The organism is Janthinobacterium saanense (genome assembly GCF_014200675.1).
Lineage (GTDB): Bacteria > Pseudomonadota > Gammaproteobacteria > Burkholderiales > Burkholderiaceae_D > Janthinobacterium.
Window position 1 is genome coordinate 1 of sequence record NZ_JACHCI010000013.1, and the last position, 14,526, is coordinate 14,526.

The 14,526-nt window shown below is 61.7% G+C and carries 15 protein-coding genes; 5 read left to right on the forward strand and 10 right to left on the reverse strand.

Features of this window, described 5'->3' with window-relative positions:
- Nucleotides 1-124 precede the first annotated feature (124 nt).
- From HDE72_RS17280 to HDE72_RS17290, 3 genes are all read left to right on the forward strand, one after another.
- Entirely contained in the window at nt 125-280 is a 156-nt protein-coding gene (locus HDE72_RS17280; protein WP_183743175.1) for a hypothetical protein, read from the forward strand.
- A 125-nt stretch (nt 281-405) separates the two neighbouring features.
- The gene (locus HDE72_RS17285) at nt 406-639 is read left to right on the forward strand and encodes a hypothetical protein (RefSeq protein ID WP_183743177.1); all 234 of its coding nucleotides are present in this window, start codon (nt 406-408) and stop codon (nt 637-639) included.
- Between the two features lie 189 nt (nt 640-828).
- Entirely contained in the window at nt 829-3,177 is a 2,349-nt protein-coding gene (locus tag HDE72_RS17290; protein WP_183743179.1) for a coiled-coil domain-containing protein, read from the forward strand.
- A 69-nt stretch (nt 3,178-3,246) separates the two neighbouring features.
- Here the strand turns inward: HDE72_RS17290 and HDE72_RS17295 are convergent, their stop codons facing one another.
- The 10 genes from HDE72_RS17295 to HDE72_RS17340 all read right to left on the reverse strand — a co-directional run bounded on the left by HDE72_RS17295 (nt 3,247) and on the right by HDE72_RS17340 (nt 12,497).
- The gene (locus HDE72_RS17295) at nt 3,247-3,621 is read right to left on the reverse strand and encodes a hypothetical protein (RefSeq protein WP_183743180.1); all 375 of its coding nucleotides are present in this window, start codon (nt 3,619-3,621) and stop codon (nt 3,247-3,249) included.
- Nucleotides 3,622-3,639: 18 nt separating this feature from the next.
- Nucleotides 3,640-4,887: a TerD family protein gene (locus tag HDE72_RS17300; RefSeq protein ID WP_183743182.1), complete on the reverse strand. Its 1,248-nt coding sequence runs from the start codon at nt 4,885-4,887 to the stop codon at nt 3,640-3,642.
- Nucleotides 4,884-5,864 (reverse strand): HpcH/HpaI aldolase/citrate lyase family protein, encoded by a 981-nt coding sequence (locus HDE72_RS17305; RefSeq protein ID WP_183743184.1) that lies wholly within the window; start codon nt 5,862-5,864, stop codon nt 4,884-4,886. The genes HDE72_RS17300 and HDE72_RS17305 overlap by 4 nt, the downstream gene beginning before the upstream one ends.
- On the reverse strand, nt 5,857-6,957 hold the full coding sequence (locus HDE72_RS17310) for a cysteine protease StiP family protein (protein ID WP_260176766.1): 1,101 nt from the start codon (nt 6,955-6,957) through the stop codon (nt 5,857-5,859). Before HDE72_RS17310 ends, HDE72_RS17305 begins: the two co-directional genes overlap by 8 nt.
- The gene (locus HDE72_RS17315) at nt 6,954-7,706 is read right to left on the reverse strand and encodes an HAD family hydrolase (protein WP_183743186.1); all 753 of its coding nucleotides are present in this window, start codon (nt 7,704-7,706) and stop codon (nt 6,954-6,956) included. Before HDE72_RS17315 ends, HDE72_RS17310 begins: the two co-directional genes overlap by 4 nt.
- A complete protein-coding gene (locus HDE72_RS17320; protein ID WP_183743188.1) occupies nt 7,684-8,841 on the reverse strand; it encodes a phosphoribosyltransferase domain-containing protein in 1,158 nt (385 codons plus the stop codon). Before HDE72_RS17320 ends, HDE72_RS17315 begins: the two co-directional genes overlap by 23 nt.
- Nucleotides 8,838-9,875, reverse strand: a complete 1,038-nt coding sequence (locus HDE72_RS17325; protein ID WP_183743190.1) for an ATP-grasp domain-containing protein — start codon at nt 9,873-9,875, stop codon at nt 8,838-8,840. Before HDE72_RS17325 ends, HDE72_RS17320 begins: the two co-directional genes overlap by 4 nt.
- Nucleotides 9,876-9,950: 75 nt before the next feature.
- The gene (locus HDE72_RS17330) at nt 9,951-10,661 is read right to left on the reverse strand and encodes a TIGR00266 family protein (RefSeq protein WP_183743192.1); all 711 of its coding nucleotides are present in this window, start codon (nt 10,659-10,661) and stop codon (nt 9,951-9,953) included.
- 64 nt (nt 10,662-10,725) lie between these two features.
- On the reverse strand, nt 10,726-11,301 hold the full coding sequence (locus tag HDE72_RS17335) for a TerD family protein (protein ID WP_183676730.1): 576 nt from the start codon (nt 11,299-11,301) through the stop codon (nt 10,726-10,728).
- Between the two features lie 110 nt (nt 11,302-11,411).
- The gene (locus HDE72_RS17340) at nt 11,412-12,497 is read right to left on the reverse strand and encodes a DUF475 domain-containing protein (RefSeq protein ID WP_183743194.1); all 1,086 of its coding nucleotides are present in this window, start codon (nt 12,495-12,497) and stop codon (nt 11,412-11,414) included.
- A gap of 210 nt (nt 12,498-12,707) precedes the next feature.
- Here HDE72_RS17340 and HDE72_RS17345 point away from each other — a divergent pair, with 210 nt between their 5' ends.
- Both HDE72_RS17345 and HDE72_RS17350 read left to right on the forward strand, forming a co-directional pair.
- Entirely contained in the window at nt 12,708-13,133 is a 426-nt protein-coding gene (locus HDE72_RS17345) for a divergent PAP2 family protein (protein WP_183743196.1), read from the forward strand.
- Between the two features lie 238 nt (nt 13,134-13,371).
- On the forward strand, nt 13,372-14,523 hold the full coding sequence (locus HDE72_RS17350; RefSeq protein WP_183743198.1) for an efflux RND transporter periplasmic adaptor subunit: 1,152 nt from the start codon (nt 13,372-13,374) through the stop codon (nt 14,521-14,523).
- Nucleotides 14,524-14,526 lie beyond the last annotated feature (3 nt).

A 14,526-nucleotide genomic window follows, 5' to 3' on the forward strand; every position in this document is an offset into this window, starting at 1 on the left:
CGCCCCCGTTGGTATCGGCAGCGTTATGCTGCACTAGGTTGGACCATTGGCAGGCAGGACGGTTCGGCAAAGATGAAGATCAGCGCTAATCAACTTCAATATTGATAGCAAGCTAGACAGTACTTTGGAAGACCTCAAGGTCCACTATGGCGCCGCGTCGAAGGCTGAGGTTCTGCGCAAGGCGATTGCCTTGTTAAACGTTGTCAGCCGCAATGAAAACGAGGACGGCAGCGTCACCATTCGGCACAATGAGCAGGATGTGAAGGTCATTTTGCGGTGAGCCCGCCTGGTGCCGGCCAAGGCAGAACGGTTAACCTTGGCGAGGAGGAAGCCAGGCTGGGCCCAACGCCAGTCGAGACCGCCACAGCACGCAGCATTACCGCCGACATGTGGTTTCGCGGCTGTATGGTCGCAGTCGTTTGCGGCATTTTCGTCTGGCTCAATATGGGCGTCATGTCTTTCATACGCGACGCCTTTGCCCAGGATAACGCCATGATGAAGGCGTCGCGACTGATGTCATCCACCGATCGCCTGATTACCTCGCATGTGGTAATGGCCTTGATTGGCGCCACGGTAGTGCAGACAGGCGTCGGCTTCATTGCCATCATGAGTTATCTTTTCCCCAGGCGTCCCCGATAGCCTTGGGGAAACATGCCGCTATGGTTTAATGATAATATTGCCTTTATTGTAATTCTTCCTTGCCATAAATTATGAAAAGGGGGGCGTTTCCCCTTCTGCTTTCTGCTCTGTTTGCTCATCGACTACTCGATAATGGACGCTAATCCATTCCGTCAGCCGTTCGGAACCTACCCAGACAGCGAGAGCCTCATGCAAGCACAACACGATCAGCGCAATAGCGATAGCCTGACCATCGACCAATTAGCGGACGATCAGGTGACTGATATGCATGAGCAGGATGATGAGCAGGATGAAACGCCGTCCCTATCCGCGCCGGTCGTCGCCGACCGCCAGCAGATGGAACTCAAAGCCATCCACGAAGCCATCGCCCGCGTGGAAGCCGAAGCGAAAGCCACTTGCGCCGCCGAGAGTCGGGCCCTGGCCGAAGCGCGCGTGCGCTCGCTGGCCGAAGACCGCGCCGCCATCGACGCCGCTGCCGCGGCGGCAGCGCAGCAAAATGCGCAAGCTGCCGAAGAAGCCATCAGCGCCAACCGCGAACGCCTGGAAACCATGCGCGCCGCCGCACAGGCCAGCGTAGCCCGGCTGGAAGCGGTCAAGCAGGAAACGGCGGAATTGCGCGCCCGTGTGGAAGCAGACAATGAAATCCGCCTGGCCGCCGAACAGCGTACCCGCGTCGAGCAGGAAAACCGCCAGCGCGCCAGCGAACAGATCGCCGTACAGTCCGAACTGGCCGAGCAGGCAGCGCGCGCCTCCGAAGAATTGCAGGAACAGACCGAGCAGGCGCGTTTGCAGGCCGTCGAGCGCGTGGCCGCCGTGCAGGCTGCCAAGGATGAAATGATCGGTATCGCCTCGGCCGATGCGCGCGTGGCTGTGCTGGCCCGCGAGCGTGAGCGTCATGCGCATGGCGCGCGCCAGACGGCGCAGATGCTGGCCCAGGCCGAAAGCGAAGCGCTGGAACTGACGGTGCAGCGCGAGCGCGCCGACCAGATCGCGCTGGAATCGGCCTTCAACCGCGCCGCCGCCGAAGTGCGGGCGCTGGAAGAAGCGCGTGCGCTGGCCCACCTGGAACAGGAACGCGAAGCAATCGCCCTGGCGCAGGCGGAGTCTGAGCGCCATGCAGCGCAGTCGCTGCATTTGCGCTTGCAGACTGAAAAAGAATTACGCGACGCAGCCGTCCACCGCGAGCGCCTGGAAATGGTGGCCGTTGCCAGCGCCCAGGCGCGCCGCGACGCCGACCTGCGCATCCTGGCCGCTACCGAAGCGCGCATCGAAGTGGACCGCCAATTGCGCGCCGTGGCGCTGGCCCGCGTGGCAGCCGAACAGGATGCGCAAGCCGCCGGCCAGACCAAACTGGAAGCGGAAGCGGCTGCCCTGATACAAATCAAAGAACGTGAAGCGGCCGAGCAAGCCGCCGCCGCTGCCGCCGCCTTGCTGCTGCAAGAAGAGCAATGCGCCGTACATCTGGCGCAAGAACGCGTCGAGCAGGCGGAAACCAGGCAAGCCCTGGCGGCGCGCCAGAATGCGGCCGAACAGGAAGCCATCGCCAGCGTCGATGCGCAACTGGTGACGCAGGCGCAAACAGCCGCATTGGCCGAGGAAAAAGCTGCCCAGGCAGCCTTGCTGCAGATGGCTGAACAGCAGCGCGCCGAAGCCGAGCAGGCCGCCATTGACGCCTTGCACGCCAGGCTCGATGCCGAAGCGCTGGCCCTCTGCGCAGCCCAGGAACGCGCTAGCGCTGAAGCGGCGCAAGCCGAATTGCTGCGCGGCCAGCAGGCGGCCGAACTGGTGTTGACGCAAGTTGCGCAAAACGAGGCGGACGCCATCCGTACCCTGATGGACCAGGCGCTGGTCGAAGGTGAACAGAAGGCCGCTGCCGCGCAAGCGGTGCAGGCGCAGGCGCGCCTGGCCGTGGAACTGGGCCAGGTACATGCCGAGCGCGCCCGCGTGGAAAGTGAAAAAGCCCAGGCGGCCGAAGCGTTGCTGGCCTCGGAGCGCGACTTTGTCGCCGCCGAACGTGATTCGCTGGCGCTGATCGCACAAAAACTGGTGCAGCAGCGCCAGACCAGCGTCGCCGAAGAACGGGCATCAAAAGCCATCGCCAGCCGCCTGGAAGCAGAAAAGCAGGCGACTGCCGCCGCCGAAGAGCGCGCCGTGCTGGAACAGCAGGCACTCGACGCCATGCGCCAGCGCGAACAACTGGAACTGGCCGCGCAGCAGGCCGCCAGTGAGAAGACAGAAGCGCAGCAAGCCTTGCTGGCCAGCGCCCAGGCGCACGCGGCATTACAGCGCAAGGCCGCCGATACCACGCGCGCCATGGCCGTAGCCAAACAGCAATTACTGGAATTGGAAATGCAGCGCGCGCAGCAGCAGGAACGCGAACTGGCGGCCTTGCGCGTCAGCCTGCAACAGCAGCATCAACATGGCGAGTTTGCCAGTGCGCTGGCCTCGGCCCGCGCCAAGGCTGAACAGGCCAGCCTGGATGATGGTACGGCGCAGCCGGGGCACGCTGGCGCGGCGGGAGTCTGGCGCGCACGCTAATAAAGGCAGGCATAAAAAAACGGGGCCAGACGATGAGTCTGGCCCCGTTTTTTTATGCAGGAAGCAGCATCAAGGACTCAGTACCACCTTGTCCGCATAGTATTCCGTCTCGCCGAAACACTGGGTCGGTACGCCCTTGTGCTGGCTGTAGCTGACCAGGATATGCTTGCCGGCGGCGGCCGACAATTGTTTGGCGACCATTTCATCGCGCACGCTGAACTGGAATTTTTCCGGGATCGTGCCTGGCAGCGCCGTCAGCAGCAACTCGCCTTCCCAGGTCTTGCAGATCCAGCCCCGCTTGGAAAACTTTTGCAGATAGCCAGCCCGTTCGCCTTCCGAGTACGAGAAGCTGAGTGACAGCCAGGTGTAGGCTGCCAGCAGCAAGATACCGGCCAGAATAAAAATGGCGAAGGCGAAAGTGACTTTTTTGGTCGTAGGGGTCATGGTGGGCTTCTCTTAAATTTAGTCTTTTCTGCCGGCTTTCCAGTTCAGGCCGAACTGGTAACGTTCGTCCATCGCCTGGTGCGCAGTGATTTTACCTTGGCCGCCGAAGTATTCCACCAATTTCGTCACCTGCAGATTGCCGCCGTGGTTTTCCAGCATGGCGATGGCGCACATGGCGTGCGGGCTGTGGCTGTCCAGGCGCACTTCGACCGTGGGCTGGCCCGGCACGTCAATCGTCACCACGCCATCGGTGGCCGCCCAGTTGGGCACGCCCTCGTAGATGAAGGCATACACCAGCACGCGCTTGATCTGGTCGAAATGCGTGCCGTTGATGAAGATGTTTTCGCCGTCGCTGGCACTGCCCGTGCGGTCGTCGCCTTCCAGGTGGATGTACGGCGGACGGTCGAAGGCGCCCCAGCTATTGCCCAGCGCTTGCACGGCGCTCTTGGCGCCATTCGTCATCTCGAACAGGCAGCCGATATCGAGGTCGATGCCGCCGGCCGCTTCGGCTGGCTTGGCGAACAGCTTGCCCAGGAAACCCGTACCCTGGCTGGCGCTGGACGCCTGGTTTTGCGGCGTATTCTGGTTCCAGTTCAGGTTGACCCGGATGCGGCCATAAGCGCCGTTGTCGCGCTTGTCGAGCGAGATCTTGTCGCCGCGTTTTTCCAGGCGTATTTTTGACAGCGAGATTTTATTCGCAGGTGGCGCCGCCGGTGCTGGAGCAGGGATCGATGCCGGCGCCGGTGCAGGCGTAGCTTGGCTCGCCTCGCTGCCGCCAAAGTGTTTCAGCAGCGCCGCCAGGCCGCCTGCAAAACCCTGGCCCACGGCGCCGAAACGCCAGCTGCCGTCGCGGCGGTACAGCTCACCGATGATGACGGCTTTTTCGTCCTGGAAGTCCTGTCCTGCAAACGCGAAGCTGGCATTGGACCCCAGCGCCAGGCTGGAGGCGCCCAGCGCGCGCATACTGCCCTGTTCCGTGGCGGCCGTGAAGACCAGCTTGTCGATGGAGGTCGGCAGGCGCGCCAGGTCGATCTGGAACACGGAACGCGGGCCGTTCAGGGCCACCGTCACGGCGTTGTCGGGCGAGCTCTTCTGGTTGTAGAACACCATGTAGCGGTCGTCCGACAGCTTGCCGCCAGCATCGACGCCGAAGCAGCTGACGTCCACTTCCATCGAGCCGGAAACGATGTCGAGCGTGACGGCGAAGGGGCCGTTCAAGCCCAGGTCAGCCAGTTTGCCTTTTTGTCCGCGTGTGAAATTGGTCATGATCGTGTAGTCCCTTCGTCGCTGTGAGCTTGGTTCAATGAGTGGTTCGATGAATGATTCGATGGTCCGGCGGCGTGGCGGATGCCAAACAGCCTCGCTTGTTCGATGATGCGCTGTGCCCAGCTGCTGTGGGTGGCCACTTCGCACATCGCGTCCTGCATGCGGAAGACGGCCGGGCTGTCCGGATCGATAATGCGCAGCGCCAGTTCAATATCCGATTGCGCAACCTGGTAGTGGCGTTCGATCTGCGGCACTTGCTCCGGGTGGATGGCGGTTTTGGCGATCATGCCATGTGCCATATCCTGCGCCACCTCGGCGTCCAGCCATTGGCCTTGCGACAGGTGCTCAAAGACGGGCGCCGTCAATTGAAAACCGTGCGGCTTGAAGATCGTCACCAGGCGGCCGATCACCTGGCCCAGCGGCGTCTGGTAAATCGTGCCGGTGGTGGGGCGGCGCAGTCCCAGCAAGGCCAGCAAATCATTGCCGCCTATACGCAGCGCCAGGATGCGGCGGCGCACTTCGGGTGCTGATAATACGATCCTGAACTGCTTCATTTCTTCGTCGTCGAAGACTTCGACCGTTTCCAGGGTCGGCATCAGCAAGTGATGCGTGTGGCGCACCAGCTCGAAATAGGCGGCAAAGTTATGACGCGTGGATTTGGGCAGCACGAAGCCGCTCAGCTTATCCGCGCCCGGCATGGCCAGCACGCGCGCCAGCACTTCCACGTTACGCACGCGCACGAAGCGCAGCGTGTCCGATTCTTCGCGCATGGTTTGCAGCGCCAGCGACAGGTTGAACAGCGCGTAGCTCAGATCGCGTTCGGCGATGGCGTCTTCCGTGCAAAAGATCACGGAGCGCAGATGGCCCAATTTATCGCCGTTGGCGATTGCCAGCAAATCCTTGTGCGTGGTCGGCACATACATGGAAGCGCCCAGCGCCGCCTTGTGTTCACTTTGTGGGTGGATCGCCTTATCCATCGACGGCACTCCTGATCAGGGCAACGGCCTGGTAGGGCAGTGCCGGTTCTACACTGACGGGGATGTTTTTTTCCTGTGCCAGCAACAGCAAATGCGCCACGTCCGGCGCCGTGGTGTCGCGCACGATCAGGCGCTCGGGCACGCGGCGCAGCAGCACGCGTGTCGCTTCGCCGATGCCGGGCTTGATCAGGTTAATGTCTTCGACGCCGTAGTCGCGCTGCGCCTGCGCCATATAGGCTTGCGAGCGGGCTGCCATGGCGTGGCTATCGACCGCTTCAGCCAGCGGCACACCATCGCTGGCGGCCAAGGCGAGGGCATCGGCCAGCAAGCCATCGGCGAAGGCGCGCGACTGGTCGTGCGCTTCGAACTGTGCATAATAGACGCAGCCATGGAAGTCGTCTGCGCCTATCTGCGCATTGAGCACCGAGCGGCTGACCAGGCCAGACACCGTGGCGTTCAGTATGCTCGACGGGATCAGGTAGTCGCTGGACGAGGCGGCGCAGGCGGCCGTGCCGGCCAGGTCGGCCAATACGAACAGGCCGCCATCGATGGCCGTGCCGTGCTGCGTATTGTAGTCGTGCACGGCCTGGCGCAGTTCGCGCGAAATCACGCCCTTGCCGGTCCAGCCATCGACAAACACGATAGCTTCCGGCGCGTGGCCTTGCGCCAGGATGTGCTTGATGGCGTTGGCGTCGATGCCACGGTCGCGGATGATGGAGACCGAGTAATGGCTGCACTCGCGCTGGAATACCTGGCGCAGCACATGGCCCAAAATGACACCCACCGGCGTGCCGGCGCGCGCCAGCGAAACGATGGTAACGGGGCCGCTGCGGCGCGCCGCGATCAGGGCCGCCAGGCGCAGGCAGTCGCGCGCCATCTGCAATCGGTTGGCGGCAAATGCGCTCTGGAATAGCGCCAGGTAGGCGGGCGAGGGCAGGGATTCCGGCGACAGCATTTCGCTGTAATGGCGCTGGCCCGACTGGATCAGCCGCTCTTTTTCGGCCAGGTCCAGTATCGGTTCAAGCGCCATCGGCGTGAGCAGAAACTGCACGTCGTCCTGGCGGTAACTGCCGCTGAAATGCATGGCCGTCATAGCGCCGCCACGGTGAGCGCCGCCAACTGCGTGCCATTGGGGACGATGGCGTAGTCGCATTCAGCCATGAAGCGGGCGTCCGAGCGGCTGTCGCCCATGCCGAAGCTCAAAATGGGGCCGTGTTCGGCTTCCAGTTCGGCACGCAGGTAAGCGACGGCGCGCGCCTTGTTCAAAGTCTTGGGCAGCACGGCCAGGTTGTTGCCGTTGCGGTGGATGAAGTAGTCGCTGCCTTCGGTGGCTATCCAGTCTTGCAGCACTTGTTGTTCGATCTCGGCCAGCCGTTCGCCGCGCGCTTCATGGTCCTTGACGACGATGTAGAACGGCGTGCCGTAGTCTTCGATCAGGCGCGCGCGCGATGGCAGGCCAGCCTTGGACTGGAAGTCGTCGATGATGCGCATGGCGTCTGTCAGGCCGGGCAGGGCTGCCTGCATGTCTTCCTGCATCAGCGCCAGCCAGCCCGCATCGAGTGCGCCGCCCGGCTGCAGCACGATACCGCCGTAATCGAGCACGCTGTAGCTGGTGAAGGGCAGGTCGACCCGGCGAAACGCGTCGCCATTGCGGGCGGTGGCCGGTATCAGGGTCATGCCGCTTTGGGCGAATTCAAAGAAGGCGCGCTGGCGCGCCGTGGTAAACGAGCAGGCATCGCCATTTTTCAGGTAGGCAGCCGGTTGCAGGTCGGCCTCGCCCACGCATTTTTTCGGCGTCTGGAACAGGGTATCGTCCAGGTCAACAAACAGGAATTTCTTCAATTTTGGTCTCTGACTGAAAGTGGAACAGGCGGCCGTTCAATTGGCCGGCGAGTTGCATGAGGGCCGGGCTGGCCGGCGTTTCATGGCAGATCAAGACGTGCTGGTACTGGCCCGGCGCGACGTTGTACAGATAGTTGGCAATGCCTTCGCCGTAATTGTCGTCGCAGGATACGATATGGCCGACGGAGCCCCACGACAAAATCGGCGAGCGCGTGGTCGATTGCACCACCACGCTCTTGCCCAGCGCTTCGAGTTCGCGCGCCAGCAAGAATGATGGGTGCATGAATTCGCCCGTGCCCAGCACCAGCACCGTGTCGCCGGTGGCGATTTCCTGCGCCAGTTGCACGGCTAGGCTCTGTGGTGGCCTCAAGGCGCGGCCTACGCCGATGCGCCCAAAAGAAGCGCTGGCGCCCCGTTCCTGTTCCGCTTCGAAGCGCTGCGCCGGCGCGGCCGATGGCGCCGGCACTGCGCCCACCTGGAAGGCGTACTGGCCTGAGAGAGCAGCACCGATACTGGTGGGCAGGCCGAAACGCTGGCTCAAACCTGCGTTGGCTTCTTTGCCCATGAAATTGGTGATCACGCCCAGGTGCAGCTTTTCCAGTTGCGGATAGCGCGCGCGGCACACTGCCACCAGGTTGGCGAAGGTGTTGCCGGTCGACGCTTCATCGTCGATCAGCACCAGGCTGCGCGCGTTGGAAAACAGCAGGCTGGCCGCATCCGATAAATGCAGGAACTGGCGCGGCGCATGGCTGTGCGACTCTTCGAATTCAAAGAAGGGCACGCTGCCGACCCGGTAGCGCGAGCTATGCAAGAACAGCGCCTTGCCAGTTGGATTGGCCCGCAGCCAGGCTTCGAACACGCCCTGGCCCAGGCCCACGGCTGTTTCGGCCATGGCGATGAAGACCACGGGGCCGGGCAGGCTCGGTGGAATCTGCGCCGCCAGGTCATCGTGGATGGCTTCCATGGCGCGCGGCGTGACGGGCCAGTGTTTACCGAGCACCTTGGACAGGAACAGGAAGCCGCGCTTGGCGTTGGCCCGTGCGGCAAAGCCGACCAGCCAGTCGAGCGGAAAGCGCGCATCGTCCACCTTTAATGTCAGTTCGCCCGTGGGCATTTGCTTCTTGACGATATTCATGGCAGCTCCACGGCGTGCGCCGTCTCGGCCACGCGCAGGCCTTCACGCACCGGCGGCACGCTGAGCTTGTCGTAACCCTGGTCGAAGCCGGCCAGCGCCAGGTAGGGCAGGTTGGGGCCGGCGGCGCAAGCCATGCCGATGCCGCCCGACATGCGCGGATTGATTTCCAGCAGCGCCAGGCCGTTCGCACCCTCACGGAACTGGATATTGAACACGCCGTTCAACTGATAGTCGCGCGCGAGTTTTTCGCAGGCGGCCAGCAAGTCGGCCCGCAATTCGATCAGCTGGCCGCTGCCGGCCGCGTGCAGTTTCTTGCGCGGGATGGCGCATACCAGGCTGCCGTGGTCGGCCACGCAGTCGGCGCTGTATTCGTGTCCATCCAGGTATTCCATCAGCAGCAGGGTCTTGAAAGTTTGCATGTGCGCCAGGCCGCTACGCAGCTCCTGTGCATTGATCTGGTAGGCGGCGCCGGCCAGCAGCAGCTGGGCGCTGGAGCGCTCTTCATCGAGTACGGCAAAACCCAGGCCATATACGGATTCGGATGGCTTGATGCACAGGGTGCGGTGCAGCGGACGCAGTTCGGCGTAGGCGGCGTCGTATTCGGCGATGGTGTTGACGGCGCGGTAGTCGGCCGGGCGCGCCATCGGTAAATCGAGGCTATCGCAAAAGCGCGCCTTGTCATGCATCAGGGTCAGCACTTCTTCGGTGGCGACGCTGAGTACGCGCACGCCGATGGCGGCAAAGCGCGCGCTGGCGCTGGCGATGCGTGCCGCTTCCTTGCCGGGCCAGAAAATCGTGATTTCACGCGTGCGGCAAAAGTCCAGACACCATTTCACATAGGCCTCGCCCGTCAGGCCGGCCGGTTCGACGGCGTATTCATGCGCTTCCAGAAAAGCTGCCGCATGCGCATTGGTATTGCTGCAAACGAGGCGATAGCGCGGCTTGCCGTCCGTGGCAAGCAGATCGGCCTCGCGTATCAGCCGCATGGCCGTGGCGACCGAGGAAAACGTTTTATTGAACCAGACTCTGTGCATGTACGGGGAACCGGGTGAGAGAGAAAAACCGCACACGGATGTGCGCGGCAGGTGAGGACAGCAGGGTTGACGCGCTTAGCTGGCTTTGCCGCCCGACGCCGCCCATTTCAAAAAGGCGTCGCGGTTGCGCGAGCAGACAAAGACCTTGCCCGCCCCGGAAAAACGCAGCACGATGCCTTCGCCGCTGGTGACGCTATTGACGATATTGCCCAGGAAGCCGCCGATGCCGCCCGAGCCGCTGGTGGTCACGGAGACTTCGTATTTCAGGGTGTTGTCCCAGCAGACCACGTGGGAATTGTCGATCACGACATCTTTGCCCGGCTCGACGTCGAGCTGGAACATGGAGCCGAAGCCTGATACCACCACCTGGCCCGTGCCCGAGGTTTCCATCACGAAGAAGCCGCCCGACTGGGCGAAGAGCGCATTGCCCAGGCTTTGCGTGCGCACTTTCATTTCCGTGCCCGAGGTGGCGGCGACAAACGCGCCGTCATTGAGCAGGTATTGGCGCGCGCCCACGTCGACCACTTCAATGGCGCCCGGCAGGGTAGGCGAGAGCAGGCAGTCGCCGTTGCCGCGCACCGCTTCGATATGCTGCTGGAAGAACGATTCGCCATTGGCAAAGCGGCGCATGATGGCGCTACCGAGGCCGCCGGTCATTTTGCCCTTCAGGTCGAGCGCCGTTTCCATCATCACCATCGCATCCGATTCGCAATAAATGGTCTCGCCCTGTTTCAGGCTGACGTGCAAAAAGGGATCGACGTCACCCGTGACACTAAATACTGGCATGGTAATCTCCAAAAAAAAAGCCGCCTGATGACTTCCAGGCGGCTGTGACTAGATGCTGGAACGCTTAGGCGTTGACGCCAAAAGAGCGAGCGAGGGGACCCAGGCCGCCGTTGAAACCCTGGCCGATGGCCTTGAATTTCCATTCGCCGCTGTAGCGGTAGATTTCGCCAAAGATCATCGCCGTTTCGGTCGAGCTGTCTTCGGACAGGTCGTAGCGGGCGATTTCGCGTTCGCCTTCCGCGTTCAGGCAGCGGATATAGGCTTTCGAGACCATGCCGAAGTTCTGGCGGCGCGCGTCGGCGTCGTGAATCGTCACGGTGATGCTGATGCGGTCGATGTCGGCTGGTACGCGCGACAGGTCGATTTCGATGCGCTCATCGTCGCCTTCGCCTTCGCCGGTCTGGTTGTCGCCCGTGTGGACGATGGAACCATCGGTCGATTTCAGGTTGTTGTAGAAGATGAAGTCGGAGTCGCCACGGACTTTGCCGTCGCTTTTCAGGAGGAAGGCGCTGCCGTCAAGGTCGAAGGTGGCGCCGTCGGTCGAGCGCGGATCCCAGCCGAGGCCGATGATGATCTTGCGCAGGTTCGGTGCTTCCTTGCTCAGGTTGACGTTGCCGCCTTTTTGCAAACTGATTGCCATGTCGTGCTCCTTTTTAGTTAAAACTTAAAAGTGATGCTTCTTGTCAGTATGGCGGAGTGTTTTTGTCACTCCAGCCATTACTTTCCTATATAGGGACAGTTATCCCGATTTCAAGCCAGTGCTGCTTGTTGTTTCCGATGGCGCAAGGACGACCACAGCGACACCAGGATGAAGGTGACGCCCGACAGGCCCGTGAACCATTCCGGTATATGGTACTTGACGGAGGCGAACATGATCAACGCGAGGATGCCGATCGCGTAATGGGCGCCATGTTCCAGGTAGACGAATTCGTCCAGCGTGCCCTTGTGCACCAGGAACACCGTCATCGAGCGCACGAACATGGCGCCGATGGCCAGGCCCAGCATGATGATGACGACATCGTTGGTGATGGCGAAGGCGCCGATCACGCCGTCAAAGCTGAAGGAGGCGTCCAGCACTTCCAGGTAGAGGAAGCCGCCGATGCTGCCGCGCGCCACGGACTTGATCAAGTCGCCATTGCCGCTTTTTGCAGGGACTGCTGTTTCTTCACCATCTTCGTCCTGCAGGTCCGGTTCGTTTTCTTCCAGCAAACCGCTGATCCAGTTCACGCCGATATACACGGCGATGCCGACGATGCCCGAAGCGAGCACGCTGTATTTTTGTTCGGCGGGGCCCATCGCCACGCAGGCGGCCACGGCGCCCATGGTGATCAGCACGGCCAGGCTTTCAGTGCCCAGCGCGTTGACTTTTTCCTCTGCCCAACCCAGCCAGTGCAGTTCTTTTTCATCGTCGAACAGGAAGTTCAGTAACACCAGTAACAGGAAGGCGCCGCCGAAGGCCGCCACTTGCGCGTGATTATTTGTAAGGTGTTCAGCGTATATCTTGGGCGTGGTGGTGGCCATGGTCCACACATCGACCAGGCCCAGGCCGGTGGCGACGGAGACGATTACCAGCGGGAACAGCAAACGCATGCCGAACACGGCCACCAGGATACCGACCGTGAGGAACAGTTTTTGCCAGAATGCATTCCAGTGGCGCAGCACCGAGGCATTCACCACGGCATTGTCGAACGATAGCGATACTTCCATCACGCCCAGCACGCCCGTGATCCACAGCGCTTGCAGCAGGCCGGAGACGCCGCCATGGCTGTAGCCCCACCAGCCGGCAACGGCCATCAGGAGGATGGTGACTAAAAAAGAAACTCTGAAATGCCGCATGGTTACCCCGTTTGCGAGTGTTGAGACCAGGTGTGGATGGCCGGTGTTGATGCCGGTCAATTATTCTATTCGCCATGATTTTATAGTATCGCGGCGGGCTAGGGCATTTTTATCCGTGGGGAATCAGGCTGTTTTGCTTGCGCCGCCGATCTGCGATAATTCCCCCCTTGCTTCCCGCCACCCCTCATATATAGAACAAAGGAATACCCCGTGGATATCGCTTACCTCGTCACTCCCCTGATCACCTGGATCCTGGTCGGACCGATCAAATTCCTGATCAATAGCGCCCGTACGCGCCAATGGGCGTTCGGCCTGGTCGGCAATGGCGGCTTTCCCAGCAATCATAGCGCCGTGGTATCGAGCATGGCGACCCTGATCGCCTTGCGCGAAGGCATAGGCCACCCGGCATTCGGCGTGGCCGTCACCCTGGCCTTCATCGTCATCATCGACGCCAACAGCTTGCGCCAGCACGTCGGCAAGCAGGCCGCCGCCATCAACCGCGTGGCCAGGGAAACGGCCAGCCCTGCGCACACCTGGTTGCGCGAACGCATGGGCCATACCCTGGTGGAAATCGCCGGCGGCCTGTGCACCGGTGTGGCGATCGGCTTCCTGGTGAATGCGGTGTTCGGCCGCTAAGCACCTTGGCCTGTTCCCATACAACCCCGCCGCAAGGCGGGGTTTTGCGTTTCAGGGCGTAAAAACTACGTTTCATCCCCGGAATCAGGCATTACAGGAAGCCGCCGATTGACACTGCCGGAGGCACTCATGGATACTCTGCGGCTTGTAGTTTTAATAAAAATAACGCCCGTATGCCCAGCCGCAACTTAAAAAGTTGTCAGCCAGGTGGCGGTACTATCATTTCGGAGAAATATCCATGTTGCGCAAAACCCTGTTAGTTGTGGCGATCGCCGCCGCCTTGACCGCTTGTGGCAAGGAGTCCAAAGACCCCGGCAAGGGCCAGGCCGCCACTGTTGCCAGCAACTTGCTGATTTCTCCTGAGGATGTGCTGACTATCAGCGGCAATGCGCTCGCTTCCGGCCCGGCTGTGACTGGTTCGGTGCAGCCCGAGCGCAAGGCCGATTTGCGCGCCGAAGTGTCGGCGGTCGTATTGCAGGTATTGAAAGAAAACGGCGAATCCGTGAAGCGCGGCGATTTGCTGGTGCGCCTCGATGAGACCGCCATCCGCGACAGCCTCAATTCGGCCGAGGAAGCGACTCGCGCCGCCAACCAGACGCTGGAACAGGCGCAGCGCATGTTCGAGCGCATGAAAACCCTGCGTACCTCGGGCATGACGTCGACCCAGGCGCTGGAGGATGCGGAAATTCGCCGCAATAATGCGCAAAGCGACCTGGCTGCGACCAAGACCCGTTCGGTGCAGGCGCGCCAGCAATTGCAGCGCACGCTGGTGCGCGCGCCGTTCGACGGCATTGTCAGCGAGCGCAAGGTGTCGAATGGCGATACGGCGCAAATTGGCAAGGAATTGATCAAGGTGATCGATCCGACCAGCATGCGCTTTGAAGGCCTGGTGTCGGCCGACAAGATCAGCGAAGTCAAGGTGGGGCAGGCAGTGCGGTTCTCCATCAACGGTTATCCGGGCCAGAGTTTTAACGGCAAGGTGCGGCGCGTCGATCCGGCCGCCAATCCGGTCACGCGCCAGGTCGCGGTACTGATTGACTTTACCGACGCCACGCGTCCCGGCGTGGCCGGTCTGTATGCGGAAGGCCGCATCGAAGCGAGCAGCGTGTCGGCGTTGATGTTGCCGGAATCGGCATTGGTACAGGCTGGCGACAAGGCATATACCTGGCGCCTGAAAGACAGGACGCTCAATAAAGTGCCGCTGGTGATCGGCGTGCACGACGCACGTACCGGCGATTGGGAAGTGCGTTCCGGCCTGGTCAGTGGCGACAGCGTGATGCGCCGTCCAGGCTCCAATTTCAAGGATGGCCAGAAAGTGGATCTGGTTAAGCCGAAGGCGGCGCCAGGCGCGATGGCGTCGGCGGTGGATGCAGCCGGTAAAGGAAACTAAGCG